Source organism: Acinetobacter sp. SH024, assembly GCF_000163635.1.
Taxonomy (GTDB): domain Bacteria; phylum Pseudomonadota; class Gammaproteobacteria; order Pseudomonadales; family Moraxellaceae; genus Acinetobacter; species Acinetobacter pittii.
Genome location: NZ_GG753601.1, coordinates 626,249 through 653,041, shown reverse-complemented (window position 1 = coordinate 653,041; position 26,793 = coordinate 626,249). Strand labels below are relative to the sequence as shown.

The window sequence follows — 26,793 nt, the reverse complement described above, 5'->3', positions numbered from 1 at the left end:
AAATTAAGGAAAAAAAGAAAATAGTAAGGGATAGGAATTGTCGCAGTTTAAACGTTTGTTGGTCGTTTTTATATTCATCATTATTGCCAATTTATGTGGTGTACTCATTGCAATATGGGTATTTAAGCACTTTAATATTTATATTCCACTGAAAAATCAGGCAGTTGCTATTGATTTACAAGAGCCTCTACAGGTTAAGGTTAAAGTACAAGATGCTTTAAATGTGGATGTAAAGGGGCGCGTAAATGCCAGTATTCCAATTGATGAGAAACTGAATATTCCTTTAACACAAACATTAACTCCGCGTGTTTACTTCGATAATATGGTGCCGATTAGTACAACCATTCCAGTCAAAGAAACATTAAAAGTTGAGCAAAATCTACCAATTGATACCAAGGTTCAGGTGCGTGTTTTGGGGCGTGATATTACGTTGCCATTAAAAGGAACGATTCCATTAAAACTTGATGTGCCAATTGATATTAATGTCCCGCTTGAGCAAAAGGTTCATTTAAAATTTGATGCCCCAGTACGCACGGTATTAAAAGAAAATCTACATATTCCTTTAAAAGCAAGATTAGATACGAATATCCCAATTGAGGGTAATTTAAGTGTACCTGTTAAAACTGCATTAAATGCTTCGGTTGATGTGAAAAATACTCTGCCTGTTAAGATTGCAAATGGTGAGTTAAAGATTCCTCTGTCCACTATGCGATTAAATCGAGTATTAGGTTCAGAAACATCACAAGACACAGCTGATCAATAGGGTGAATGCTAATGTTCCGTTCACTCAAGGGTATGTTAATCAGTTTCTTTTTAATGATGATACTTGCCGCTATTATGTTTTGGGTGTATCTCAATATTCAAGCAAATTTAGTCGTTTCGGCTCATAATGCCGATATTAGTTTACCTGACTCTTTAGAAACAAAGATCCAAGTTGGTAATACTTTGCAGGTTCAGTCTATTGGTAAACTTGATACAACATTAGATATAGATCGCCAATTAACTTTACCTCTAAAAGGGAAATATTTAGCAGATTTAAATTTTGCCGTAGAAACACCTATTACGGTAAGTGTCGATTATTCAACGACTCTAAAAATTGATCAGGTTATGCCTTTAGAAACCACCACAGATTTGGTTTATCAAAGTAAGTTTTTACCAAAATTTCCCCTTAAATTAGATATTCCTATTAAATTAGATGTGCCTTTTAATTTAAAACGTAGTTATACCGTTCCCGTTAAAATTGTTTTTGATGGTCCTGTTTATTTTGAATTCGATGAACCCGTAAATTTATCGGTGAAACATCAGTTTAAACCAAGCCTAAACGTAAATGATCCTATGGAAATGGGTAATGTCTCGTCATTTAATGCCATCATGTATAATTCTGTGCCAAAAACAAAAGCAAATCTTGATATGCAAATGACCTTACCTCTGCGCAATGTTCATCCTTGATAATTAAATAAATTGGCTAAATTTTATTTTTTATAAGGATCCTATTTGCAAAACTAAAAGCATCTGCTGGATTAAAGATAAAACAGATCGTTATAAATGGAATTGTTCCATTTTCTATTCGAGAATTTTATGAAAATATGGCAGAATAGGCGGTTTTAGAGTTTTTAGAGGATTGGCAGATGCGCTTTGTTGATGAAGCAGTCATTACCGTAGAGGCTGGCGACGGTGGCAATGGCGTAGCCAGTTTTCGCCGTGAAAAATTTGTACCATTTGGTGGCCCAGATGGTGGTGATGGCGGACGTGGTGGAAGTATCTATATTCAAGCTGATGACGATACAAGTACGCTAGTCGATTACCGTTACACACGTAAATTCCGTGCTGAGCGTGGAAAAAACGGTGCAGGTGCTAACTGTACTGGACGTGGTGGTGAAGATGTGGTTTTAAAAGTACCCGTTGGTACAACAATTGTTGATACAGATTCAGGCGATATTATTGGCGATTTGGTTGAAGACGGCCAAAGAATTCTGGTTGCTGGTGGTGGTGAAGGTGGTTTAGGTAACACTCACTTTAAATCATCAACTAACCGAGCACCGCGTAAATGTACGACTGGTACAAAAGGTGAGTTCCGCGAAATTCGTCTTGAATTAAAAGTATTGGCAGATGTTGGTTTGCTGGGTATGCCAAATGCCGGTAAATCTACTTTCATTCGTGCTGTAAGTGCTGCAAAACCAAAAGTGGCAGATTATCCATTTACAACCATGGTTCCAAACTTGGGTGTAGTCGATGCTGACCGCCATCGTTCATTTGTAATGGCTGATATTCCAGGGTTAATCGAGGGTGCAGCAGAAGGTGCAGGTTTAGGAATTCGTTTCCTTAAACATTTGGCACGTACTCGTATTCTTTTACACATTATTGATGTACAACCAATTGATGGTTCAGATCCAGCACATAATGCAAAAGCGATTATGAATGAGTTGGCTAAGTTCTCACCAACTTTGGCTAAATTACCAGTTGTTTTAGTACTCAACAAACTTGATCAGATTGCTGAAGAAAGCCGCGAAGAGTGGTGTCAGCACATTCTAGATGAACTAGAGTGGACTGGACCTGTCTTTAAGACATCGGGCTTATTAAGCGAAGGTACAAAAGAAGTTGTGTATTACTTGATGGATCAGATTGAACAACAACGTGAACGTGAAGTTGAAGATCCTGAATACGCAGCAGAAGTAAGAGCTTTCCGTGAACAACTAGAAGTTGAAACACGTGAACAAACCATTGCGGCAAAAGAAGCATATCGTGCAATGCGTCGAGCACAACGTCTCGAAAGCATGATGGACGATGATGATGATTTTGACGATGATGAAGACGACAATGATGTAGAAGTCATCTACGTTCGTGACTAGAAAACCGAGGGAAACATGATAGAAGTGGTCGATGGGCAACGTCAGCTCAGTGAGTGTAAACGAATCGTTGTTAAAATCGGATCATCTTTACTTACAGCTAATGGGCAAGGTTTAGATCTAGATGCTATTTCGCATTGGGCGAAACAGATTGCAGATTTGCACAATGCCGGGCACGAGATTATTTTAGTGTCATCAGGAGCTGTAGCAGAAGGTATGGTTCGTATGAAGCTTGCGAGTCGACCCACCGATCTACCCAGTCTACAAGCCTGTGCTGCAATTGGGCAGATGGGCTTAATTCATACTTGGTCTAGTGTGCTTGAAAACCACGGTATTCGTACTGCTCAGGTTTTATTGACTCATGATGATTTGGCAGATCGCCGTCGTTATCTGAACTCGTGTGATGCTTTGCAAAACTTGATTGATTGGCGTGTGATTCCTGTCATTAATGAAAATGACACTGTGTCTACCGACGAGATTCGCTTTGGTGATAACGATACTTTAGCTGCTATGGTGGCAGGTCAGGTTCACGCAGAATTGCTGATCATTTTAACCGATCAGCAAGGTATGTTTGACTCAGATCCGCGTCATAACCCTGATGCTAAATTACTCTCTACTGTTCGGGCTATGGATGATGATTTATTCGATATGGCCGGCGGTGGTGGCGTGCTTGGGCGAGGTGGGATGGTCACCAAAGTTCGTGCTGCGCGTTTAGCTGCTAAATCGGGCTGCCCAACCCTCATCGCGAGTGGCGAAAGTGATAATGTCTTATCACGTGCGATGGCAGGTGAGATGCTAGGCACTTTGTTTACTACAGATAAAGACCGCATGACTGCTCATCAACAGTGGCTCGCTGCTCATTTACAAACAGCAGGTCGTCTTGTGATTGATGATGGTGCTGTTGAAGCGATTAAATTGAAGCATCGCAGTTTGCTCCCTGTTGGAGTTAAAAATGTTGAAGGACATTTTGATCGTGGTGATGTGGTTGAATGTGTCGATAAACAAGGTAAACGTATTGCGGTAGGTCGAGTGAACTTTAGCTCACGATCAGCCGAAATTATTAAAGGCTTAGCCTCAGATAAGGTTTATCAAGTGCTTGGTGAAGCTCGTTCACTTGAAATGATTCACCGTGATCATATGGCAATTTATTAAGTTTTACTCAAATAAAAAAGCTCGCTTTAAGCGAGCTTTTTTTCTGGTGTTAAACGAGGTAAAACACGGTCTTCACCTACCATATATGGATGTGTGGCGAGACTGAGCATGTCTAAGTCTTCCGAGCTATTACCATACGCATAAATCTGGTGGTAATGCTGTAGCGTATATTGCTGATGTATTCTTAACTTCTTTTGTTCACTACTACAGTCTGGAGTGGAATAGTAACCCGTCATCATGCCGTTTTTAATTTGAGTTTCAGTACAAATTAATTCGATATCTAGTAACTTGCAAAGTGGAGCAAGATAGACATCAATTGAAGCTGAAACTAATACGACCTGATCACCACGCAATTGATGGTGTTGTAACTGAGTAAAAATTTCAGGCGAAAGCGCAGAGACTAGCTCTTGCGCGTATTCTTCACCTAATTTTTGTAATTCAATTGCAGGAGTATTTTTAAACATGCTGCGGAATAACTTGGCACGCATAGCATGGGCAGGATAAAAGTTAAGATAGTAGGCTTGAATCCATGGCAGAATTTTCAAGCCTTGCTTAACAATATGACGCTTAGATAAAGCATAAAAGATGAACCCTGTAAAACTATCTTTACTACACAAGGTTCCATCAAAATCGAACAGGGCGAGACTTTTTATAGTCTTATTCGTTTCGCTCGTTGCATACATGTTTCATATCGTCCGTTTACGCGGGTTGCATACCAATTGGTATTATAATCACGACTTAATTTAGGCCCAGAAATCACTACTTGAGGCATAATTGCATAGAGCGGTTCTTTGCCAGTTTTTGATTTATAAAGTTTAGTCAGCGCAATATAAGTTTGAGTACTTTCAAACTTTTTCTCTTTTTCTAATTTAAGATCATCACGAATTTGTCTTGGTGTAACCAATACATTATTTTTTGCAAATACCGTAATCAGCTCTTTTTCTGACTCGCTTTGAGCTGCGCGTGGATCACCATCTTTTGTATAAAGAAGTAGATCGCCATCAAGGCTTATATCTTTATCCGTAAGTTCTTGTAGCATTTTTTGAAAAGCTGCATTACGGCTAGAGTACATACCAGAGTTATAATCCGCAAAACGATAAATGGCTTTATCATAGTCTGCCGGATAAACCATTAAACGATGTATGCCGTAATATAAACCACCGTATTCAGTATATAGGTCATCGCGGAGCGCAGCAGTACTCATACTCGAACGCTTATTGGCTTTCGCATAATTAATATGAACTTGCATTGAACCCAAAGTCGTAATAGGGTTCATTTTCTCGCCAATATCTTGACCAACCAATTTGGCTGCACCAGTTAAGGCACTCACATGATAGTGTTTAGCCATGAAGTCGAAAATTTCTCGGTAAAGTAAGTCGAGTTCTTTCTCGGTTTTAACTTTACGCATTTGACTCATATAGTTGTTATCAGGAGAGGGCTGAGTTCTTAGAACTTCTTCAAAGTAACCAGCAATTGTTCCACCAATGGTTTTGCCAAGCTTATCTTCAAATTTTTCATTTAAACGTGTACTAACTTCTTCAACTGCCTTTTGTCCTAACCCAGGCACTTGAGGGTTGGCAACAAAGTTAGATTCCTGATCCACTACAGCCACAATACTACAGACATTTTTCTTGGTTTTAGGAATATCCAAGTCTTTCATAATGTCATCAATATCTTTAGCCCATGACTCACGGTCATGCACACGCGATGGAATTAGACGTTTAATCTGTTGGCTTTCTAGTTCAGGCTCATCATTGTTTGACCACCAAGCTTTATCACCACAAGCAGCTAAACTCATGCATACGGCAGCCATGCCGAATGATTTTAATAAAAAACGGGAAGACAACGGTTTGTTCATGGCGAGGAAAGCACCTGCATAAAAAGATGAGCCGATTAAGCGGATGAAGTATACTATGTTGATCATCAATTGTATGAATATATATGTATATTGGTCCCTATCAACTGTCAAATAATTTAATTGTTGCTCCTATGGCGGGAGTTACTGACCGTCCATTTAGAACACTCTGCAAGTATTTTGGCGCAGGCCATGCAGTCAGTGAAATGATGACTGCTGATAAAACTTTGCGGATGAGCAAAAAGAGCCTCTACCGTGCGAACTTTGATGGTGAGCTCGCTCCGATCTCTGCTCAAATTGCAGGCTCTGATCCTGAGCAATTGGCAGAGGCTGCACGCTATCAAGTAGCAAATGGCGCACAAATTGTTGATATTAATATGGGATGTCCTGCCAAGAAAGTATGTAATAAGCTCGCTGGTTCAGCGTTATTACAAGATGAGGACTTGGTAGCGCGAATACTTGATGCAGTGGTCACAGCTGTTGATGTTCCCGTGACTTTGAAAACCCGTTTGGGCTTTTTAAATGGTCAGGAAAATATTTTAAGAGTCGCAAAAAGGGCAGAAGAAGCGGGGATTGCTGCGCTGGCTTTACATGGCCGTACTCGCGAAGACATGTATCTAAATACAGCACGTTATGATTTGATCAAACATGTCAAAGAATTAATCAATATTCCACTTATTGCGAACGGTGATATTGATAGTCCTGAAAAAGCAAAATATGTACTCGACTATACAGGGGCAGATGCAATTATGATTGGTCGAGCTGCTCAAGGTCGACCATGGATTTTTCGAGAAATTGCTCATTATTTAAAAACTGGAGAGCACTTAGCTGCGCCTAATATTGAAGAAGTTAAAGATGTACTTTTAGGACATTTGACTGAGTTATATCAATTTTATGGTGAATATTCTGGATGTCGTATTGCTCGTAAACATATTGCTTGGTACACCAAAGGATTACGTTCGAGTAATGAATTCCGCCAAAATATGTATAAAGTTGAAAGTACCGCTGAACAGGCAATAGTAGTCGAAAACTATTTTAATCAGTTATTGGCTGAAGGCAATTTGATGAGTGATGTTCAGGTTGAGCAGGTTAACTTACTAGAAACCCATTAAATAAAAAGCCAGTATATGATTACTGGCTTTTTAAGATTTATTCATCTTCTAGCATTTCTACAACTAACTGGTTAACCAGATCAGCAGCATCTAGCTCTCGTATTTGAGAGACATTACTACCCGCCCAAAAAGCGCCGAAGCCATAGTCTTTATTTTTGCTTGCAATTGCATTGAGTTGCTTAGCCAAATCATAAGTATATGGATATTCTGGTTGAGAAGGGCGATTTGGTAGATCAATTTGTGTGTGCCAATGGTTGAGCAATCCACGTGCAGGACGTCCAGAAAGACTGGCACTAATTTGTGTCACAGGCTCATTAAATAAAGCTTTACGATATTCGGCAGATGCGTTTGATGTATGGCATTGAACAAATGCTGTTCCGAGTTGAACAGCACTAGCTCCTAAGCTCAACATATGTCGTGCTTGTGCTCCATTCATAATACCGCCAGCGGCTACCACAGGTGGTTTGCAATGTTGGACAATCAGATGTACTAAATCACTGGTTTTAATTGCTGCATCAAAGGTTTTATTAAAAATTCCACGATGTCCGCCAGCTTCAATCCCTTGAGCAATAATAATATCAATACCAGCTGCCTCAATGGCTTGTGCTTCAACTAAATTGGTAGCAGATACCATCGTAATAATTCCGGCATCTTTTAATGCCTGAATTTGATGGGGATGGGGAATGCCAAAATGAAAACTGACAGCTTTAGGTTTGGTTTCTAATACGACATTTAAAAAATCATCATTATCAAGAAAACTTGGATAAATACAGTTTAAGTTTTGAGGAGGCTGTTCTCCGAAATTTTCAAATTGGGGGCGTAAATATTCAATCCATTGTGCTGAGGTTTGAGGGTTTAGTTGTTCGGGTTGATGGCAGAAAAAATTAACCTGAAATGATTTTTCTGTAAGTGTTTGGGTTTTTAAAATCTGTTCACGTGCACTTTGCGCCGTATTTGCACCTAGACCTAAGGATCCAAGACCACCCTGATTAGAAACTTCTGCTGCAAGTTCAGGTGTAGATACACCTGCCATAGGGGCAAGAAAAATTGGATGTTTAATTTCAAGTTGTTGTAATAGGTCCATTTTATTCACCTCATTTCTTTCTATTCACCATAGCGTGAAAACCGAACCAAGAGCAAATAATATTGGGCATTTAGTTTTTAAATATTTAGTTCTTAAACATTGATAAGTTCTGATTTTTTAAAGTGGAGTAACATGAAATAAAGAGCCGATCCAGCTTGAAAAGCCCATCGCTAAAATTCCCCACAAGGTAATGCGTAGACTCCCTTTAAGCTTGGAAGTACCTGCGAAATGACTTGATAGCGCTCCTAAAAAGGCTAATGAAATAATGCCAAATATTAAGACTGTTTTTTCGATCCATATATCTGGACTGAGTAAAATAGCCAGCATAGGAAACAATGCCCCAAATGAAAATGAGCCAGCTGAAGCTAATGCGGCTTGAATAGGGTTTGCTGCGGTATTTTCATGAATACCAATTTCATCACGCGCGTGAGCCCCTAATGCATCATGATTTGTAAGTTCAGTAGCAACTTGTAGAGCTAAGTCAGGTGCTAAGCCTCTGGATATATAAATTTGGGTGAGTTCGTCCAATTCACGCTGCGGATGCTTTTTGAGTTCTTGTTCTTCAAATTTTAAGTCGGCTTTTTCAATATCTTCTTGTGATTTTACTGAAATATATTCTCCTGCAGCCATAGAGGTTGCACCAGAAATTAAACCAGCAATACATGCAATAAGAAGTGTATGAGCAGAAGCCCCACTTGCAGCCATTCCCATAATTAGGCTAGTAACAGAAATAATTCCATCATTTGCCCCTAAAACGGCCGCCCTTAACCAACCTGAGCGGTGAATAAAATGATGTTCTGGATGCTGAGAAAAGGACATGTTTTCCCCTATTTGTAGTTATAAATTTTTATCTTATCCTATAAGATTATTTACAATAATACGATTAAAAAATGTGTCATTATAGGAAAAACAAACAGATAAGAACTTTTTTAAAACATAATATTAAAGGAGATAAAATGAACAATTTAAAGAACTCATCTACTTATATAAACAGTGTCATTTATGGGTTTAATTATAATACTTATTGATTAAATTTTAATTTGATTGCTACGCAAGCATTCTACCTATTTTACTCTAGAGGTCCCAATGAATAGCAAAACAATAAAATCTATAACCCGTTCCTTTATCGTTATTGGTTCGATCTGTCCAGCTTTAGGCCTCTTAAGTGTTGAGACTAGTTTTGCGCAAGAGATTGTTAATCAAGAATATAAACCAGGTAATCCAATTTATGATAAATGGGATCAATTTTATAAAATTGAAAAGACTCAACCTGAAAATGCCGAGAAGTTATTATTAGAACTTGGAGAGATGACACCACAAGATATTAAAGTATGGAAAAGTTTAACTTATTTACAGATTAGGTTAAGGAAACAAGATGCTGCTTTGCAAAGTCTAAGAAAAGCAGAGGCATTAGATCCAGCAGATGATAATTTAAAACTCCAAGAAGCTTATCTACTGAATTCTCAAAAACATAACAAAGAGGCTTTGGTAGTTTTTAAGGAGCTTACGCAATCTAAAGATGCGGATATTGCCAATAAGGCGACACAGGCCGTAAAGAATTTAAGTGGAGGGGAAGTCAAAACTTATTTCCGTGATGTGTATTTTGCACCTTCATATGAATCACGTTACGACGATGTAATTTTCCCACTTAAAGCTCGCTATGGTAAGAACCTCGATAATGGTCGAGCGCAGGTGTATGGCTTTTTAAATCTAAACCGCGATACTCAATCTCAAGGCGGAGTACGACCTGAAATTATTGATGAAAATGCAGTAACTCTAGGTGTCGGCGCTAATTATCAACCTTGGACTTCTATACCTGTACGCATGTATTTAGAAGTAGGTGGAAGCTATGATCTGATTGACCGAAATAGAGATAAATTTCGTGAAAGTGTTGTGGGTGGGATAGCAGGTTATCAAGAATGGTATTCTCAAAATAGTTGTAATCAGTCACTTTGTTTTAATGATTACTTCACTGATTTATATGGCAATGCTGCGACTTATTCTAGAGAAGATTATAACGTTATTGGCGATTTACGCTTACGTACGGGTTTGAATGTCTATAAGGGGGAAACGGGCACTGTACAGGCGTATATGAAATTGCATGGCTTAGCTGACAGTAAAGATGAGTATTACAATAATTTATTTGAATATGGCCCAGGTATTTCATGGCAGCCTTTTAATTATCAACCTATAAAATTACGTGTAGAACGACTATATGGCAATTACTTTAAAGATGTGCCAGTAAATACGAAAGATCATTACAACAATACTCGAGTAGAACTCGTTTTTTATAAGGATTTCTAAAATGAATAAAATTTTTATATCTATCGTATTTGGAACCCGTCCTGAATTAATCAAACTTGCCCCTGTGATTTTATTGGCAAAACAAGACCCTCGCTTTCAAGTTGAAGTGATTTTTACTGGACAGCATGACGAACTAGTAAGAGATGCGATAGATTTCTTTGGGGTTGAAATTGACCACCGTCTTAAAATTATGAATGCTGGACAAAGTTTAAATCAGCTCTTAATTCATGGTTTGAGCCAAATCGAGAATGTGTACACTGATGGACAAAAACGAGATGCAATTGTTATTCAGGGTGATACAACAACTGTTTTAGCAGCTGGCTTAGTCGCGTTTTCAATGAAAGTTCCTGTTGCGCATGTTGAAGCTGGTTTACGTTCTTATGATTTAGATCATCCTTTTCCAGAAGAGGGAAATCGTCAGTTAGTTTCACGTATTACTAAATGGCATTTTGCCCCGACTGAACAATCAAAAAGAAATCTACTTAATGAACAAATTCCGCCAGAACTCATTACTGTTACAGGCAATACTGTTGTTGACGCTGTGTATTTAGGGCGTAAATTAATTTCTGAAAAATCTGATTTGAAGAACCAGCTTGAACCTTATGGAATTCAATTAAAGCAGGATGACAAAGTTGTACTTATTACTGCCCATCGTCGTGAAAACTTTGGTGGTGGAATTCAAAATATTTGTAATGCAGTTGAGCACTTAGCTCAAGCACATCCTGATTTACATTTTATTTGGCCTGTACATTTGAACCCGGCAGTACATGATGTAGTCCATGATAAGTTTAAAGACCATTCCCAAATCCATCTTGTTAAACCATTAGACTACCCAAGTCTATTGGCAGTGATAGACCGATCGAATTTTATTTTGACGGATTCGGGAGGCTTACAAGAAGAAAGTCCATCATTTAATAAGCCAGTTTTGATCTTGCGGGATACTACCGAGCGACCAGAAGTTGTTGAGGTGGGAGCAGGCGTTTTGGTGGGTACAAATCAACAAAAAATTATTGAAGAAGCTGAAAAGTTACTCACCGACCAACAGCATTATGAAAAAATGGCACATGTGGAAAACCCATTTGGCGATGGGCAAGCTGCTCAACGTATTCTCAATCAAATTGCTAAATCTTATGAATCGGCATAATTATGATTTAAGGATCTCGTCTCATTTATGGTTTTATTCGCATGACCATAAGTGAGGCGGTACCATAAGCTCACAATATTAACGCACCAGCGGCTCATGTAATGAGGACCATCAAAAATATAAACAGTTTTACCTTCATATGCTTTTAGCTGAGAAATAATTTCCCAAGGGTATGCGGCTCTAAATTGCCCATTCTTTTTCACTCTAAAAGCTTCTAATACTATAATTACTTTGTCTTTTCCAAGTTTATGTTCAAGCTGATCTAAAATATGTTTGGCCTGTTTAGGTGATCGAACGCCAACGCCAACACCATCTTGGAAAAAAACTCCCGTATGGTCAGGCAGCCAGCTTTTAACCCATAAACCATAATTTTCAGGCTCAGTTTCGCCACTATAAATACTCACCCAGACTGGTGAAGGAAGCTTCGATAACACATGACCTAAAGCACTGACTCGTAGCCAAGTTGGATCTGCTTCTACCGGAAAGTAATAACCTTTAAATGCTGTTTTTTGCTCTTTTATAATTTGGGCAGATTTTTCGCCTAACTCAATGACATTAGCCCGAGCTTTAGGTTCATTATATTCACCGGCTAAGCCTAATATAAGATTTTTTGCCCAAGGTTCTTGTTTAATCTTTTCTAAATTAATAGCTTTTTCCCACTGTGGAAAATTTGATTCTTTCCACCAAGATTTAGATTCAACAACAGACCATTGGGGAACAAATGTATCAACACCTAAATAGTGCCAATTTCCTTCTGGAGGAGTCGTGTTATTGTCAGGTTGCCAGAAAATGCCTTCAATATGAGGGGCTTGACCTTGATGTTTGAAAAGCCCCGCATATACGACGACACTACATATAATTAAAATAATAAAAGCAGCTATTTTAATTGGTATCTGTTTTCTCATTATTTCGTCTTAACCAGTACCACAAGAAGATAATTATTATCATAATTGCAGAGATAATCACAACTAATAAGAAGAAAGAAGACTGTTGGACTAGAGGCGCCTTTTGATTTCCGACAATGAGTTTTTGTAAAACATAGATATTTCCATTTTCTGAAACCAGCATTTTCGTCACGTTGTTTGGAATTTTATGTTGTATTTTTTCCCAAAGGTGCATAAACGTTTGTGCGCCACCTTGTGAGTCGGTAATCACATCAAAGCGGTTATTGTTATAACTGACAATAAAACCATTTTGGGCAGCAGGTGCATAAATAATATCCTGATGCATTAGTACTTGTTGTTGATAAATATCTTTGTTAACGCGGACATTTACAGATTGTGGCGCGCTCGGTGAATAACGGACTAGGTTGAGAGGCATTGGTGCTTGGGTTAAAAGCATTTTTTTCGCAGTTTGACCTAACACAATCGCGATATTTAATGCACCAGATTGACCATCAACCGCAATTGTGGGGGTTGTTGCTAAAGTCATTGAAATTGCGGCTACACCATTTTTAAGTTTATGAGGTAGCTTTACAGTAGATTTGGCTGTATCAATCCAAAGTGAACCATGTGCGTTAGGTAAACATTGGGAATTGGCTATCACTGAATTTTCCAGCTTTAGACTAAAATTTGTCGTATTAGAAATAGCTTTTGCAAAAATATTGAACTGACGGTTTACTGGGTCTGAAGCAAGGTCGGCTGTTTTCATGCTTCCAGCAAGTCCTCCATCAATCCAAGCTGTAATATTGGAACCTTGTAATAAACCACTTTGAATACGAAGTGCGATTTGTCCTTGCAAGATATCGGTTGGTTGCCATACCGCAGGGAAATCAAGAAATAAGTTTTTTTCAGCGTGATTTAATCTGAAATCTTGAATACCTAAATCGGCGAGTGTATCGATTTTTTTAAATTGAGCCCATGTTGGATTAGATATTGTATTTGGAAAAACTGCGTTTCCTGTACTCAATTGTTGTACATAAGAAGAATTAATTAGTCCATTTACTGCGCTCGTTAAATCTTGTTGAGTATGATAAGTAATTGATAAGGTAGGCACACCTTCTACAGGTTTTGCAATTTGTACTAGTGCTCCGCCTTTTAGTGGTGCTGCTGAGCGAATAACTTCAATAATAAAGTTTGTTTCAGGATTTAAATTGGTTTGTCCTGAATCAACCCATTCAACAGGTGTTATGGAGGTCCATGAACTTGCTAATCTGGCGAGCATGGAGGCTTCTATAATCTCTTTACGGTTGTATTTTAAAATACCAACAAATGGAGTAGGCTGTCTCGCTTGTGGGTTATATAAAGCATCTGGCAAATCTTTTAAGCGATATTCATTACGAATAGGTGTAAAGTCGAGCTGGGAATTACTTAAATAAGTTAGGTGATCAATATCTTCTGTACAGAATGTTTCTTTGGTTTGATTCAGCGTAGTCGGTTTCGCATATTGTTGAATAATAAAATCTAAACGGTGAAAACCACTCTGACTTGCTGGAATATCAAATTTGACTTGACCATCCCCACTTAGGGTAGTGTTATAAATGAGTTTATCATCATATTTTACAAGTAAAGTTGTATCGCTTTCAGTGGAATAATCACTTGAAAATTGAATGTTTTGCCACTGGGCACCTTTGCCAATATAGAAAAAATGAGGCTCGACTGTGTATTTAGTAGAAGTACTAATATCGTCCAGTTCCCATGTATACGCATGAGCAGACATGGCGAGCATAAGACTGGTGCTGGCAAGGAGCACTTGAGCTGTTTTGTAAAGATCAAAAGTCTTTTTCATTTATTTTTTCTCCTTGCTACGTTCCGTTTTGTACCATTGAAGGGAGTTGCCCTGTATTTTATTTTTAAGCATGTCATATGCGGCTTTAAAAACAATAAATAGAAATATTTGTGAGTAACTTACGTAAGATAGAACTGAATAAAAGTAGAGTTCTGGTTTAACTTTTTCGAGTGAAAGCGTAAACCACATTTGTGCCACATATAGGCAAAATGACAGTCCCCATAGAGTTGTGAATGGGCCTGGAACTGAAATACCCGCAATATCAAGTATGCCAAGGGTTAAGGTGATATGACTCCAGAATAAAGCGGGTACAAAAAGTATGTAGCACATAATGTTGTTAAGAATTTCAATTCCGATAGGAAAAGGCGTTCTTAATGCGACGGGTAAATATTTACGAGTCACATAAAAATTACCTTGGGTCCAACGTGAGCGCTGTTTAACAAATACACTTAGAGATGGGGGGTCTTGCTGCCAACCAATCGCATAGGGCACCCATTTAATTCGTTTTTGGCCGATAAAAATCCTAAAACTCATTTCAGTGTCATCGACCAATGACTTTTCATCGAAACCACCTAAGGTTTCTAAAGCATCACGCCAAATCACATAGTTAGTACCCATCAATGTTGATAATTCAAAACGTTGCCAACGACCGCCTTGGAAAATCCATTGGAAAAAGATGAACTCAATTGCGATAAATCGGGTCAAAATACTATCTTGCCAATTACGTGTTCTTACTTTTCCATTAACGGCTACTAATTTTTTATCGGCAAGTAGGGTTTGAGCTAGCAAGCGAACACAATCGGGTTCTGGTGTACTGTCCGCATCATAGACAACAATCAATTCGCCTCTAGCATGGGGGAGGCCATTATTAAGCGTTCTAGATTTACCTTTACCCCCCATTCCTTTAGGAACATTAACAATCTTTATGCAAGGATAAATTTTTGCCAAATTTTCGGCGATTTCTAGGGTGTTATCCTTTGACCCATCATTAATGAGTAAAACTTCATATGCTTCGGCTGGGTAATCTTGTTGAGCAATTGCATGCAAAGTATCTTCAATCACAACACCTTCATTATAGGCAGGGATCAAGACACTCAAAACGGGCCATCTCTCTGGTATTGGAAGGTTTTGTAACTCTTTTTCTGCTGTTTTTGAATATTTCCAAGCTTGATAACTTAACCACGCCCAAAATGCTTGTGGAATCCAAATCCCTAAAAATCCAAATAAGAAGAGAATATCAATGGGAGCCATTTGATTTAACCCTCCTGATAATAGACGAGATGAGCAAGACTAATAAAATCAACCCGATTACAAGAGAGAACCATGAAATATAGCTACCAAACGTACCAAGGAGGTCAGGGTAGGTACTCGTCAGAATTAGATCGAGTGGAACTACAACAGTACTTAAACCGATAAAAATGTATCCAAGGAAATTAGTTTTTACATGCTCTGGCGTACTTATGTAATTAATCTTATTAAATTTCCAAGATATTCCGAGTTGAGGATATCGAATATTTGTTGTGGGTAGATCAGCAGGAGGATTAATAATAATTTCATACCCAGAAATATGACCGTTAAAACGTTTAGCCGAATAAAATAAATGCTGTTTTTGCTTAATTTCTCTAGAGGGTAACGGGAGCTGCGAAGGGTTAAATTGAATAATATAACTACCAGCGGTCTGTGAAATTAAATTTTCATCCCATCCCGTTGAGACAAAAGCAGCCATTGGGCGCAACCCAATTGCAGTTGAAAATGTGGCTTTAGCCGCAAAATATTGAGGTTGCTCTGATTTATAAAGTGCAATCGGAATCGCACCTTGGCTGACTGCTTCTTTGAGCAAGAAATAATGAGAAAAGCTAAAAACTTCATCCGGCAATATAATGCCAGGCTTGAACCCTTTATGAATAAGTCGTTGAAAGCTATCCGAGCTGATCTGGTCAATTGTAAAGATAGGCCACCATGTATCCTGATATGGAAAAAACATTGAAAGATCATCGGTACTCTGAACTTCTGTTTTTGTTTGTTCCGTTTTAATCTCACAATGATAATATTGCCGATAGAACTGCTGTAAAGTGGCATCAGGATACTGACTAGATGCAATAATAATTCCACAAATATTAAGAAGATTAGACATTAAGTAATCTCCTCTTCAGGTGGAATCTGAATAACTTTATATTCGACTTCAAGCCGCAAAGTCATAATTTCTTTTAGCTTTTTAATAAATTCAGGTTCTTCATCCGTTTTTTGCTTGCGAATTACAATGCTGTATATAGTTTCAAGATCATCATCAGCAAACTGGAAAACGATTTCTTGTGGATGATGTTGGCTCAAAATTTTAATCATTTCATTTTGAGTGGTTTTCCACACATCGTCGCCTAACATTTCTTTAATTAAGCTTCGGTTGAGAATTCTAATTTCAAAGACTTCATAGTCTTGAATGTGATGATGATCAAGAAGCTTAAAGAAACTGCGTTGAAAATACTTGAGTGCGCTAAGCGGGAAAATATCACGGCGATAATTACGGTCATAACTTTGAATATCGCGGTATTTTTGAACGTTAATTTCAATATTATGGCGAACAGCACTCAGAAAAAGAGGAATGAGGGGAATAATAAAAAGTAAAAGAAGCTGACGTTCAATATGCGTCTGAGCCCCTAAGTCGAGTAGAAAATATACTGCAACACCGATAAAAGCGAGTAAGCCCACAATTAAGGATGCACCAACTTGTAAAAAAGCTCCAGAAATTAAAAGAATGAGAATAAAAATCCAGCTTCCTCTAAAACTTACAGGCAACCACTCATACGCCACCATGCCCATAAATAGATGAGCTGCGATAATCCATAAGACGAGTGTTCTTCCAGGGTTCTTTTGTTGCATGTGAGCTATAGCTACCTTATTGTAATGTTAATTTTTTTATACTTTTATTACTAAATGTGAGACATTGCGAAGTTGTTGTTGTTTATGGCCTTTTTTAAGTATCTATTATGTTTATTTGTAGAACAAAGTCTCACTATAGTCAAATACTGTTATTATTTTTTAATTAAAAATAAACACTTAAGACGTAATTCTTATTTAAATACTCTTGAAAGTTTCAATTGCTTTAAGACGAGTTTCCTTTAAATCTACAATTGGTTTTGGATAATTTAACTGAATATTCGTTTTAGTCGAGTAGGGCTCATGAATGGCTTTATTGTCTAGATGAGCTAATTCTTCAACCCATTGACGAATATAATCTCCATTTGGATCAAATTTCTTTGATTGAGCAATAGGGTTAAAAATTCTAAAGTAAGGTACGGCATCAGTTCCGGTAGAAGCACACCATTGCCAGCCACCATTATTTGCTGCTAAATCCCCATCGATTAAATGCTCCATAAACCATTGTTCACCTACTCGCCAATCGATGAGTAAGTTTTTACATAAAAACATAGCGGTAATCATGCGAACACGATTATGCATCCATCCCGTTTTTAAAAGTTGACGCATTCCAGCATCAATAATCGGTATACCTGTCTGGCCCGTTTGCCATGCAATTAGGTGCTCTGGGTTGTGATTCCACTTAATTTTCTGAGTGTCTTTTTTAAACGGAATATGTTTAGAAACATGGGGGAAATCAAATAAAATATGTTGATAAAATTCTCGCCAAATGAGTTCATCTAACCAAGTCTGCTGGCCTTCATTTGTCAAATGAAAGTTGCCATGTTCAGCCCTAAAAAGAGCTTGCAGGCACTGGCGGATAGACAAAATCCCAATGTTTAAGTAGGGGGAAAGTTGGCTAGTTCCTCTTACATTGGGAAAGTCACGTTCTAATTTATAATCAGATAAACGATCTTTAATAAATATGTCGAGCTGCTCTAGAGCAAAATTTTCTCCAGCTGGCCATAAGCCTTGTTGCTCTTTAGAAACAGAAGGATCAAAAAAAGCTTCAATATCTTCTAGAGTTAAGCTGTTTATTTTTGAAAAAGACGCTGGATAGCTACTTTGCTTTTCAGGAATTGGATAGCATTGAGGTAAACCACTGATATCCAATTTTGAATAACATGCTTTTTTAAATGCACCGAAAACCTGATAGGGCTGCTGTGACTGATTGCGAATAGAGCATAAAGGAAAAATCGTACGGTCATGGAATAAAAAGAGCTCTTTACCTTGTTGATTTAAAAAATCTTGTACAGTTTTATCTCTTTTTAATTCATTAACGCCGATCTCTATATTTGAATAGACATTTTCAATATTAAGTTGAGTGCTAAGTTCACCAATATAATCAGCGATATCTTTCCAGTAAGGAATGACTTGGATAATAAGGGGAATATTAAGTTGTTCTAGTTCTTTTTTTAGTTGTTGAAGTTGACGTAAATAGAAATTAATTTTTATAGGCGCATCGTGATGCATTTTCCATTGTTCAGGCGATAAAATAATTAACCCAATACAAGGCCCTTGTTGAGAGGCATGCCATAAAGCAGCATGGTCTCGAACTCTCAAATCTTGACGAAACCAAATTAGCTGATTTACGTTTGACATGAAAATTGGCCCTTATATAGTGAGGTGAGTTAAAGAATTATTATCAAAATATTATATAAAAATAAATACATAAAAAAAGCAAAGCCGAAGCTTTGCTCTTATCATCTTTAAAGATGAATTAGTGGTGATGACCACCAGCACCGTGTACGTGACCGTGATCTAATTCTTCTTGAGAAGCATCACGGATTTCTACGATTTCAACTTCAAAAGTTAAATCTTGACCAGCAAGTGGGAAGTTAGCATCAACAACAACGTTGTCGCCTTCAACCGCTTTAACAGTAACGATCTGTACGCCGTCATCTGTTTGAGCTTGGAATTGCATACCAGGTTGAATGTTCTCAACACCTTGGAACATTTGAGCTGGAACTTCTTGTACTAGGTCTGGGTTGTATTCGCCATAACCTTCAGCAGCTGGAACGTTAACAGTGAATTTTTCACCAACAGTTTTACCTGTTAATGCATTTTCTAAACCAGGAATGATATTGCCTGCACCGTGCAAATAGGCAAGTGGTTCACCTTGAGATTGATCAAGTGTTTCACCCTCAGCGTTTGTTAATTTGTAGTGGAATGAAACCACGTGGTTATTTGCAATAGCAGTCATGTTTTTGATCCATTCAATCAATTGAAGCGTACATCATAAAGTGAAAAATAAATTTTGTAGACTACAAAATCTTAATCTTTGGCACTTTTTCTGATGCGTTTTTATATAAATAGGGACGAACTTAAAAAATTCAACTTAATACAGCTTAATTTTTGGACGTACACGTCTTGTAAGTAAATCTTTCATTGTGAGTAGTCCAGCCTGAGTATATCCGTGAATCGTTGCTTGATGTAAACGATATAAAGAGACATACATTGTTTTCGCAATATAGCCTTGCACGCTGACATCTCCAAGTAATTCTCCAACGGCTTTATTACGACTTAAAGACACGAGAGAACCTTTGTCGTTAAATGTAAACATCGGCTGTGATCGGCCATTTAGTCGAGCAGCCATAGCATCGACTAAAAAGCTGGCCTGTTGGCTTGCAACTTGAGCACGGGGGCCAAGTGGAGGATGTCTTGCATCAAGTTGGCAATGAGCACAGTCACCAAACGCAAATACATTTGGATCAGAATAGGTTTGCAAGGTCGCATAGACCATCAGGCGGTTAATATTGTCACGTTTAAAGTCAGTAAAACTTTCTAATACCTTTGGTGCTTTTACGCCTGCAGCCCAAACGGTAATATCACTTTTGAGTTGGTTGCCATTGCTAAAGTAGATGCAATGCTCATCAATTTTTTCAACGCGGTGTTGAGTTAAAATTTCAACACCCATTTTTTTGAGTTGCCCAGCACTGTGTTCAGCAGTTTTATCGCTTAGAGCGGGTAAAATACGTTCAGAAGCTTCAATCAATGTGATTTTGACTTGGTTTGGATGAATCTTCTTTAAACCATATCGATAAAAGTTTTTAGTTGTCTCAATTAACTCAGCTGCCAGTTCTACACCTGTTGCTCCCGCACCAACAATTCCAATATTTAAAGTTCGTTGATTGGGTTGATTTTGAGCTTCAATATAAAGATGTAATAAATCTTGCTGGAAAATATCGGCTTGCTTTCTGCTATCAAGGAAATGGCAGTTTTCACGCACTCCAGTGGTATTAAAATCATTTGATACCGAACCAAGCGCTAAAATAAGTGTGTCATAACTTAGCTCTTGCGAATGATTCTGTTGATCCTTAGACACTTGAGGGAGCATTAGTTCAATTAATTTTTTATCTTTATTAACCCCAACTAATGTTCCGAGCACAAATTCGTAATGATGTTTTTCTGAGTGCGCAAAATAGTTAGTTTGTTCTTCGTGGGGATTTAAAGAACCAGCAGCAATTTCATGAAGCAATGGTTTCCAAATATGGGTAAGGTTTTGGTCAACCAATGTAATCTTTGCTTTACGATTTTTCCCAAAAGTTTCACCGAGTTGTGTTGCCAGTTCTAAGCCGCCAGCACCACCACCAACAATTACAATATGATGTAAATTTTGGGTCATTTTTTTCACCTAATTATTTTTCTATAAAAAAAGATGGCTAAATTATGCCATCTTTTATTTATAAAAATTATTGTGCGTCTGTGCACAATTTGATGTTTTTAGTGCGAATCTACTGGGTAGAGTTTAGCAGCACTATGTTCACTTGATGAAAAAATAGAGAAGAGGCTAGAAAACCACATTGCGATTTTTTGGAAAATGTTGGCTTCTTCAATATGTACGTTATCTTCGATTTGAAGACTACGGATCAGTTGATTATTTTGATAAATCGATACTGTTGCCAAACTTACGACTTTCATTAATGGCGCAGTTAATTGTTTTTCATTGAGCTCAATGTTTACATGTGTTTGAGTCGTTTCAAGTGGAGCAATCACCTTGAGCTGTTGGTTACTATCAAGTACTTGAACGCGTTGAGTTGCATTATCAAAAGTATTTAGGTCAATTGGTGCTGGGTCTGCATATAAAGATGTCGTTACAATTGTTGGTTGCTTTGTTTCAACCTTAAACATTTTTAAAGTCGACTTTACAACAGGTAGTTCAGCAATTAATTTCTGCTCAGGAATAATCACTTCATCACGTGTATAGGCGTAAGCAAGATTCATTAATTTATCTGCAATCTCAGCGCGTTTTACAGCACTCGGTGTACCTAAAACAATGACTAATAAACGTCTTTGAGTTAAGTCAGATGAGAATGAAGGACGTGAAGCTGTGAGTGCCAAATTATAACCCGCTGCTTTGGTATATCCCGTTTTTAGGCCATCTACATATGGGTCATATTTGAGCGCAAGGTTTGTCGCATGATGGAAGCGTTGGTTATAACTAAAGTTTGGCATTTTTGAATAATGCAAATATTCAGGGGTCTGCTTAATTACAGCCTGACTTAATAAGCTAAGGTCGTGTGCTGTAGTGAAATGGTCTGGCATCGTAATTCCGGCAGGATTACTAAAATGAGTATCTTTCATACCCAAAGCTTGAGCTTCCTGATTCATACGTTGCACGAAGCGCGGAACATCACCAGAGATTTTTTCAGCTAAAGTCACGGCTGCATCATTAGCAGACATTACGATTAAACCTGCCAATAACTGATCAACTGAAATCTGTTCACCAGCTTTAAGATACATTTGTGATTCATCCCACTGCACAACACTAACCACTGGAGTTGCAGTAATGATTTCTTCTTTTTTCAGTTTTCCAGCTTTAATCTCTTTTAGGGCAATGTAGGCAACCATCATTTTGGTTAAAGATGCTGGTGCACGTTGCACATGGCTATTATGCTCAGCAATGATTTGACCCGATTGAGTATCTACAATAGTCCATGCAGCAGCTTCAACACTTTCAGGTGCAATATTGAGTAGTGCAGCATTGGTTAGAGTAGTACAAAAAATACTAAAGAGGGTAAAAAGAGATAGAAAAAATTTCACGGATGACCTTAACTTCACTGGCAAATACGGGACACAGATGCACAGCATGCTATGCCTTTTTTTCATGGAAGGCTAGTGGGAATTGTTGCCAAAAAATACATCTACGCAAGACGATACAAAAAAGTGATAATCTAATGTGAAGCCGTTCTTATTTTAAATTGAAGAATTTATGTTGCATTATCAAATTGAGTTCGATGATTACAAACAGCACCTTGTTCACGTGACAATTCGTTTTTTAGCCAACCCAAATCAGGAACTTTGGCTACCAACTTGGATTCCAGGTAGTTATCTAATTCGAGAGTTCTCAAAACATATTGAATCCGTTAAAGCTTATGATGAAGCTGGACGTCTGCTGGACATTAAAAAAACGAGCAAGAATCGCTGGCGTTTATTTAATACAGATCATGAATTAATGACGATTGAATATGATGTGTATGCATATGACTTGTCTGTCCGTGGTGCTTATGTAGACCAGACTCGTCTATATATTAATCCTGCGTGTGTATGTTTGGCTTTAGAAGGGCAGGAGCAGTCTGCTTGTGAAGTCGAAGTTTTCTTGCCGGATGAATTAAAGCATTTTCAGTTAGCAACAGGCTTAGCTTCAAAAAGCTTAGTCAAAGGTCGATTTACTTTAAAAGCAGATCATTACGATCAACTGATTGATAGTCCATTTGAATTGGCTGATCAAACACGCTTTAGTTTTGAGACGAACGGCATTGAACATGAGTTCGTAATTTCTGGTTCGCACAATACCAATATTGATCGCCTAAAAGCCGATATTGAAAAGATTTGTGCAGCTGAAATAAATATGTTCGGGTCAGCACCATTTAAAAACTATACCTTTATGACCATGGCAACAGGGAATAGTTATGGCGGATTAGAGCATTGTAATAGCACAAGCTTGATTACACCGCGTGAGGATTTGCCAAAATCGAATGAACCAACTGAACCTTCTAAAGATTATCAACGCTTTTTAGGCTTATGTAGTCATGAATATTTTCATTCATGGTTAGTCAAGTTTATCCGCCCAGAAAACTTTGCAAACTATAATTTGCATCAAGAAGGCTACACGTCTTTATTGTGGATATTTGAAGGCTTTACTTCATATTACGATGACCTGATTTTATTACGTAGTGGCGTAATTTCTCAGAAGTCTTATCTTGATTTACTCAAAGCACAAATTGACCGTTATTTGCAAAACCCAGGTCGTTTTGTTCAAACAGTTGCAGAGTCAAGTTTTGACGCGTGGATTAAATTTTATCGCCAAGATGAAAACTCGAATAATGCGGGCACCAGTTACTACAATAAAGGTTCGCTTGTAGCATTATGTCTAGATTTAGGTTTACGTCTACGGGGTTCTAGTCTTGATGCTTTAATGCGTCGGTTATATGAAAACACTCAAAATGGTATGCAAGTAAACGAAAGAACCATTTTTGATTTATGTAAAGAACTGACGGGTGATAGCTGGATTGAACAAATTAATCATTTGATTAATACCACTGATGAATTGCCACTTGATCAACTGTTCCCTGAGTTTGGCTTAAGTTATAGAGTTAAAACTGACAAATCTTTGCCACTTGGTTTGAAACTTGTTGATAAGCCTGAAGGTGTACTCGTGCAAAGTACTCGCCGTGATAGCGCAGCAGCTAAAGCAGGTATTTCTGCCAATGATGTAATTATTGCAATTGATGGGCTAAAAGCGACCACTAAACTTGTTGAGAAGTATGCAAAGCAGGGCGGTACTTATACTGTGTTTGCTTTCCGTCGCGATGAGTTACTATCTTTTGAAGTTGAATGTGCTACATCTGATTTAACTGAAGTTGAACTTATTATTGAAGATCAGGCTAAAACTGAAAAATGGTTAAAAGCTTAAATAACAGATAAATAGTTTATAAAAAACCGATGTTTTGTACGTCGGTTTTTTATTTTTTAAGTGCTGCTAAACGATGAGATTCGTTTTATCTTTGAGTTTGTTTTGAATGAAAAGTATAATAATTGTCAGAACTCTGAAAGATATCTCATGTAATTTAATCGTATTCAGTCCCTAAAAAAGTAATGATGAATTATGTATTACTTAAAGTTGGGTATAGGAATATTATCAATAGATTTAAATTATGTATTATTTCGCTGCGAAATGTCGTTATCACTGGATATTTCGTTGACTGGAAGACAATGAGAGCCGATACTCTCAGGGTTTTATTTAAGCATATCGGTTCGTAGGCACTGGGCCACAAGCTCGGTCCTCAACACTCAATCAAACGGAAGGGGCTATATATGGCTGGTGAAAAGTCAACTATTATTTACACACTGACTGATGAGGCGCCATTATTGGCGACCTATTCGCTACTGCCGATCATTGAGACCTTTACCAAGCCAGCTGGCATCGAGATTATTAAAAGTGACATCTCTGTAGCTGCACGTGTGCTCGCAGAATTCGCTGATTACCTAAGTGAAGAGCAAAAGGTATCCGACAACCTTGCAGAGCTAGGTCGTCTTACACAAGATCCAGATACAAACATTATCAAACTCCCGAACATTAGTGCGTCTGTTGCGCAATTAACTGCATGTATCAAAGAGCTTCAATCAAAAGGTTACGCAATTCCTGATTATCCGGAAAATCCAACGACTGAAGAAGAAAAATCAATCAAAGCTCGTTATGGTAAGTGCCTTGGTTCAGCAGTAAACCCTGTCCTTCGTGAAGGTAACTCTGACCGCCGTGCTCCAGCAGCAGTTAAAAACTATGCGAAAAAACACCCTCATTCAATGAGCGAGTGGAAACAGTGGTCACAAACTCACGTTTCACATATGGAAGAAGGTGACTTCTACCATGGTGAAAAATCAATGACACTTGATCGCGCACGTAATGTGAAAATGGAACTTATCACGAATAGTGGTAAGAGCATTGTTCTTAAGCCAAAAGTTGCGCTTCAAGAAGGTGAAATCATTGATTCAATGTTCATGAGCAAGAAAGCACTTTGTGATTTCTATGAAAAAGAACTTGATGATTGTAAAGAAGCGGGAATTTTATTCTCTTTACACGTAAAAGCGACAATGATGAAAGTTTCACACCCGATCGTTTTCGGTCACTGTGTGAAAATCTATTACAAAGAAGCTTTCGAAAAGCACGGTAAGTTATTTGACGAATTAGGCATTAACGTTAATAACGGTATGGCTGGGTTGTACGAGAAAATCGAAACTCTTCCAACTTCATTACGTGAAGAAATCATTGAAGACTTACATGCTTGTCAAGAACACCGTCCTGCACTTGCAATGGTTGACTCGGCAAAAGGCATCACAAACTTCCACTCTCCAAACGACATCATCGTAGATGCTTCTATGCCAGCAATGATCCGTGCTGGTGGTAAAATGTGGGGTGCTGATGGTAAGCAATACGATGCTAAAGCAGTAATGCCAGAATCAACATTTGCCCGTATTTACCAAGAAATGATCAACTTCTGTAAGTGGCATGGTAACTTCGATCCGAAGACTATGGGTACAGTACCAAACGTTGGTTTGATGGCTCAAAAAGCTGAAGAATACGGTTCTCACGACAAGACTTTTGAGATTTCAGAAGCTGGTATTGCAAATATTACCGATCTTGACACTGGTGAAGTGTTATTGACTCAAAATGTTGAAGAAGGCGATATCTGGCGTATGTGTCAGGTTAAAGATGCTCCGATTCGTGACTGGGTTAAACTTGCAGTAACTCGTGCACGTAACTCAGGTATGCCTGCAATCTTCTGGCTTGACCCGTACCGTCCACACGAAAACGAATTGATCAAGAAAGTACAAAAGTACTTAAAAGATCATGATACGACTGGTCTTGATATCCAAATCATGTCTCAAGTACGTGCAATGCGTTACACACTTGAGCGCGTCGTACGTGGCCTAGACACGATTTCTGTGACTGGTAACATCTTACGTGACTACTTAACTGACTTGTTCCCAATTATGGAACTTGGTACTTCTGCAAAAATGTTGTCTATCGTTCCGCTAATGGCGGGTGGTGGTATGTACGAAACTGGTGCAGGTGGTTCAGCACCAAAACACGTACAACAACTTGTTGAAGAAAACCACTTACGTTGGGATTCACTTGGTGAGTTCCTTGCGCTTGCAGTATCTTTAGAAGAAATGGGCATTAAAGAAAATAATGCTCGTGCTAAGTTACTTGCGAAGACACTTGATGAAGCGACTGGTAAATTGCTTGACAATGACAAGTCTCCATCACGTCGTACTGGTGAAATCGATAACCGTGGCAGCCACTTCTACTTGTCACTTTACTGGGCTGAAGCGCTTGCTGCTCAGAACGAAGATGCTGAGTTGAAAGCTAAATTTGCTCCTCTTGCTAAAGCTTTAGCTGAAAATGAAGAGAAGATTGTTGCTGAACTTGCTCAAGTACAAGGTAAACCAGCGGACATCGGCGGTTACTACGCTATCGACCCAACTAAAGTAAATGCTGTAATGCGTCCAAGTGCTACATTTAATGCAGCTCTTGCAACAGTTGAGGCTTAATTACTAACTCGTTAGTAATTAGCTTAAGAGCCGGTGCATATGCACCGGTTTTTTATTGCCTAAAATAAAAGACATTAAAAAAGCCCACTGATGTGAGCTTT

The 26,793-nt window shown here is 38.2% G+C and carries 22 protein-coding genes; 9 read left to right on the top strand and 13 right to left on the bottom strand.

Translation table 11 applies throughout. The annotated features are described in order from the left end of the window. Positions 1–37: 37 nt before the first annotated feature. The 4 genes from HMPREF0013_RS15620 to proB all read left to right on the top strand — a co-directional run bounded on the left by HMPREF0013_RS15620 (position 38) and on the right by proB (position 3,998). Positions 38–763 (top strand): hypothetical protein, encoded by a 726-nt coding sequence (locus tag HMPREF0013_RS15620; RefSeq protein WP_005073189.1) that lies wholly within the window; start codon positions 38–40, stop codon positions 761–763. Between the two features lie 11 nt (positions 764–774). Next, a complete protein-coding gene (locus HMPREF0013_RS15615; protein WP_002119019.1) occupies positions 775–1,449 on the top strand; it encodes a hypothetical protein in 675 nt (224 codons plus the stop codon). Positions 1,450–1,628: 179 nt separating this feature from the next. After that, complete coding sequence (cgtA, locus tag HMPREF0013_RS15610; RefSeq protein WP_002118576.1) at positions 1,629–2,849, top strand: Obg family GTPase CgtA; 1,221 nt, start codon at positions 1,629–1,631, stop codon at positions 2,847–2,849. A 15-nt stretch (positions 2,850–2,864) separates the two neighbouring features. Then, positions 2,865–3,998, top strand: coding sequence for a glutamate 5-kinase (gene proB, locus HMPREF0013_RS15605; protein WP_002118789.1), 1,134 nt, complete (start codon positions 2,865–2,867; stop codon positions 3,996–3,998). Positions 3,999–4,024: 26 nt separating this feature from the next. Here proB and HMPREF0013_RS15600 read toward each other — a convergent pair whose 3' ends face one another. Next, positions 4,025–4,681, bottom strand: coding sequence for an HAD-IB family hydrolase (locus HMPREF0013_RS15600; protein ID WP_002118401.1), 657 nt, complete (start codon positions 4,679–4,681; stop codon positions 4,025–4,027). Beyond that, a complete protein-coding gene (locus tag HMPREF0013_RS15595) occupies positions 4,648–5,856 on the bottom strand; it encodes a DUF1615 domain-containing protein (protein ID WP_005803832.1) in 1,209 nt (402 codons plus the stop codon). The genes HMPREF0013_RS15600 and HMPREF0013_RS15595 overlap by 34 nt, the downstream gene beginning before the upstream one ends. Before the next feature lie 83 nt (positions 5,857–5,939). Between HMPREF0013_RS15595 and dusB the strand changes: the two genes are divergently transcribed. Then, positions 5,940–6,965: a tRNA dihydrouridine synthase DusB gene (gene dusB / locus HMPREF0013_RS15590; RefSeq protein WP_005073199.1), complete on the top strand. Its 1,026-nt coding sequence runs from the start codon at positions 5,940–5,942 to the stop codon at positions 6,963–6,965. A 37-nt stretch (positions 6,966–7,002) separates the two neighbouring features. Here the strand turns inward: dusB and HMPREF0013_RS15585 are convergent, their stop codons facing one another. Together HMPREF0013_RS15585 and HMPREF0013_RS15580 are read right to left on the bottom strand one after the other, a co-directional pair. Next, a complete protein-coding gene (locus tag HMPREF0013_RS15585; RefSeq protein ID WP_002119016.1) occupies positions 7,003–8,049 on the bottom strand; it encodes an NAD(P)H-dependent flavin oxidoreductase in 1,047 nt (348 codons plus the stop codon). A gap of 117 nt (positions 8,050–8,166) precedes the next feature. Further along, entirely contained in the window at positions 8,167–8,868 is a 702-nt protein-coding gene (locus tag HMPREF0013_RS15580) for a VIT1/CCC1 transporter family protein (RefSeq protein ID WP_002118524.1), read from the bottom strand. A 267-nt stretch (positions 8,869–9,135) separates the two neighbouring features. On the opposite strand from HMPREF0013_RS15580, the gene HMPREF0013_RS15575 reads away from it, so the two are divergent. Then, the gene (locus HMPREF0013_RS15575; protein WP_002118409.1) at positions 9,136–10,353 is read left to right on the top strand and encodes a tetratricopeptide repeat protein; all 1,218 of its coding nucleotides are present in this window, start codon (positions 9,136–9,138) and stop codon (positions 10,351–10,353) included. 1 nt (position 10,354) lies between these two features. Then, on the top strand, positions 10,355–11,497 hold the full coding sequence (wecB, locus tag HMPREF0013_RS15570; RefSeq protein WP_002118829.1) for a non-hydrolyzing UDP-N-acetylglucosamine 2-epimerase: 1,143 nt from the start codon (positions 10,355–10,357) through the stop codon (positions 11,495–11,497). Here wecB and HMPREF0013_RS15565 read toward each other — a convergent pair. The 9 genes from HMPREF0013_RS15565 to HMPREF0013_RS15525 form a co-directional block, all read right to left on the bottom strand. Continuing rightward, the gene (locus tag HMPREF0013_RS15565) at positions 11,482–12,402 is read right to left on the bottom strand and encodes a hypothetical protein (protein ID WP_002118563.1); all 921 of its coding nucleotides are present in this window, start codon (positions 12,400–12,402) and stop codon (positions 11,482–11,484) included. The genes wecB and HMPREF0013_RS15565 overlap by 16 nt on opposite strands. Next, the gene (locus tag HMPREF0013_RS15560; RefSeq protein ID WP_005803831.1) at positions 12,380–14,224 is read right to left on the bottom strand and encodes a hypothetical protein; all 1,845 of its coding nucleotides are present in this window, start codon (positions 14,222–14,224) and stop codon (positions 12,380–12,382) included. Before HMPREF0013_RS15560 ends, HMPREF0013_RS15565 begins: the two co-directional genes overlap by 23 nt. Next, positions 14,225–15,475, bottom strand: a complete 1,251-nt coding sequence (locus tag HMPREF0013_RS15555) for a glycosyltransferase family 2 protein (RefSeq protein ID WP_002118919.1) — start codon at positions 15,473–15,475, stop codon at positions 14,225–14,227. Further along, positions 15,462–16,358, bottom strand: coding sequence for a hypothetical protein (locus tag HMPREF0013_RS15550; protein ID WP_002118561.1), 897 nt, complete (start codon positions 16,356–16,358; stop codon positions 15,462–15,464). The genes HMPREF0013_RS15555 and HMPREF0013_RS15550 overlap by 14 nt, the downstream gene beginning before the upstream one ends. Continuing rightward, positions 16,358–17,101, bottom strand: coding sequence for a hypothetical protein (locus HMPREF0013_RS15545; RefSeq protein WP_002118735.1), 744 nt, complete (start codon positions 17,099–17,101; stop codon positions 16,358–16,360). Before HMPREF0013_RS15545 ends, HMPREF0013_RS15550 begins: the two co-directional genes overlap by 1 nt. 195 nt (positions 17,102–17,296) lie before the next feature. After that, positions 17,297–18,739: a cryptochrome/photolyase family protein gene (locus HMPREF0013_RS15540; RefSeq protein ID WP_002118715.1), complete on the bottom strand. Its 1,443-nt coding sequence runs from the start codon at positions 18,737–18,739 to the stop codon at positions 17,297–17,299. Between the two features lie 118 nt (positions 18,740–18,857). Further along, positions 18,858–19,340, bottom strand: a complete 483-nt coding sequence (locus tag HMPREF0013_RS15535) for an FKBP-type peptidyl-prolyl cis-trans isomerase (RefSeq protein ID WP_002118581.1) — start codon at positions 19,338–19,340, stop codon at positions 18,858–18,860. Positions 19,341–19,475: 135 nt separating this feature from the next. Next, complete coding sequence (locus HMPREF0013_RS15530; protein ID WP_002118447.1) at positions 19,476–20,762, bottom strand: NAD(P)/FAD-dependent oxidoreductase; 1,287 nt, start codon at positions 20,760–20,762, stop codon at positions 19,476–19,478. Positions 20,763–20,860: 98 nt separating this feature from the next. Continuing rightward, the gene (locus HMPREF0013_RS15525) at positions 20,861–22,180 is read right to left on the bottom strand and encodes a D-alanyl-D-alanine carboxypeptidase PBP6B (protein WP_002118897.1); all 1,320 of its coding nucleotides are present in this window, start codon (positions 22,178–22,180) and stop codon (positions 20,861–20,863) included. 169 nt (positions 22,181–22,349) lie between these two features. On the opposite strand from HMPREF0013_RS15525, the gene HMPREF0013_RS15520 reads away from it, so the two are divergent. Continuing rightward, positions 22,350–24,053, top strand: a complete 1,704-nt coding sequence (locus HMPREF0013_RS15520) for a M61 family metallopeptidase (protein ID WP_005073224.1) — start codon at positions 22,350–22,352, stop codon at positions 24,051–24,053. A gap of 401 nt (positions 24,054–24,454) precedes the next feature. Beyond that, positions 24,455–26,692 carry an NADP-dependent isocitrate dehydrogenase gene (locus tag HMPREF0013_RS15515; RefSeq protein WP_002118624.1) on the top strand — a complete coding sequence of 746 codons (2,238 nt, stop codon included), beginning with the start codon at positions 24,455–24,457 and terminating at the stop codon, positions 26,690–26,692. Positions 26,693–26,793 lie beyond the last annotated feature (101 nt).

What these genes read in the sequence shown, in the direction of transcription:
- HMPREF0013_RS15615 (WP_002119019.1), top strand. Translation starts at nt 775, where the DNA reads ATGTTCCGTTCACTCAAGGGTATGTTAATCAGTTTCTTTTTAATGATG.
- cgtA (WP_002118576.1), top strand. Translation starts at nt 1,629, where the DNA reads ATGCGCTTTGTTGATGAAGCAGTCATTACCGTAGAGGCTGGCGACGGT.
- proB (WP_002118789.1), top strand. Translation starts at nt 2,865, where the DNA reads ATGATAGAAGTGGTCGATGGGCAACGTCAGCTCAGTGAGTGTAAACGA.
- HMPREF0013_RS15600 (WP_002118401.1), bottom strand. Translation starts at nt 4,681, where the DNA reads ATGTATGCAACGAGCGAAACGAATAAGACTATAAAAAGTCTCGCCCTG.
- HMPREF0013_RS15595 (WP_005803832.1), bottom strand. Translation starts at nt 5,856, where the DNA reads ATGAACAAACCGTTGTCTTCCCGTTTTTTATTAAAATCATTCGGCATG.
- dusB (WP_005073199.1), top strand. Translation starts at nt 5,940, where the DNA reads ATGTATATTGGTCCCTATCAACTGTCAAATAATTTAATTGTTGCTCCT.
- HMPREF0013_RS15585 (WP_002119016.1), bottom strand. Translation starts at nt 8,049, where the DNA reads ATGGACCTATTACAACAACTTGAAATTAAACATCCAATTTTTCTTGCC.
- HMPREF0013_RS15580 (WP_002118524.1), bottom strand. Translation starts at nt 8,868, where the DNA reads ATGTCCTTTTCTCAGCATCCAGAACATCATTTTATTCACCGCTCAGGT.
- HMPREF0013_RS15575 (WP_002118409.1), top strand. Translation starts at nt 9,136, where the DNA reads ATGAATAGCAAAACAATAAAATCTATAACCCGTTCCTTTATCGTTATT.
- wecB (WP_002118829.1), top strand. Translation starts at nt 10,355, where the DNA reads ATGAATAAAATTTTTATATCTATCGTATTTGGAACCCGTCCTGAATTA.
- HMPREF0013_RS15565 (WP_002118563.1), bottom strand. Translation starts at nt 12,402, where the DNA reads ATGAGAAAACAGATACCAATTAAAATAGCTGCTTTTATTATTTTAATT.
- HMPREF0013_RS15560 (WP_005803831.1), bottom strand. Translation starts at nt 14,224, where the DNA reads ATGAAAAAGACTTTTGATCTTTACAAAACAGCTCAAGTGCTCCTTGCC.
- HMPREF0013_RS15555 (WP_002118919.1), bottom strand. Translation starts at nt 15,475, where the DNA reads ATGGCTCCCATTGATATTCTCTTCTTATTTGGATTTTTAGGGATTTGG.
- HMPREF0013_RS15550 (WP_002118561.1), bottom strand. Translation starts at nt 16,358, where the DNA reads ATGTCTAATCTTCTTAATATTTGTGGAATTATTATTGCATCTAGTCAG.
- HMPREF0013_RS15545 (WP_002118735.1), bottom strand. Translation starts at nt 17,101, where the DNA reads ATGCAACAAAAGAACCCTGGAAGAACACTCGTCTTATGGATTATCGCA.
- HMPREF0013_RS15540 (WP_002118715.1), bottom strand. Translation starts at nt 18,739, where the DNA reads ATGTCAAACGTAAATCAGCTAATTTGGTTTCGTCAAGATTTGAGAGTT.
- HMPREF0013_RS15535 (WP_002118581.1), bottom strand. Translation starts at nt 19,340, where the DNA reads ATGACTGCTATTGCAAATAACCACGTGGTTTCATTCCACTACAAATTA.
- HMPREF0013_RS15530 (WP_002118447.1), bottom strand. Translation starts at nt 20,762, where the DNA reads ATGACCCAAAATTTACATCATATTGTAATTGTTGGTGGTGGTGCTGGC.
- HMPREF0013_RS15520 (WP_005073224.1), top strand. Translation starts at nt 22,350, where the DNA reads ATGTTGCATTATCAAATTGAGTTCGATGATTACAAACAGCACCTTGTT.
- HMPREF0013_RS15515 (WP_002118624.1), top strand. Translation starts at nt 24,455, where the DNA reads ATGGCTGGTGAAAAGTCAACTATTATTTACACACTGACTGATGAGGCG.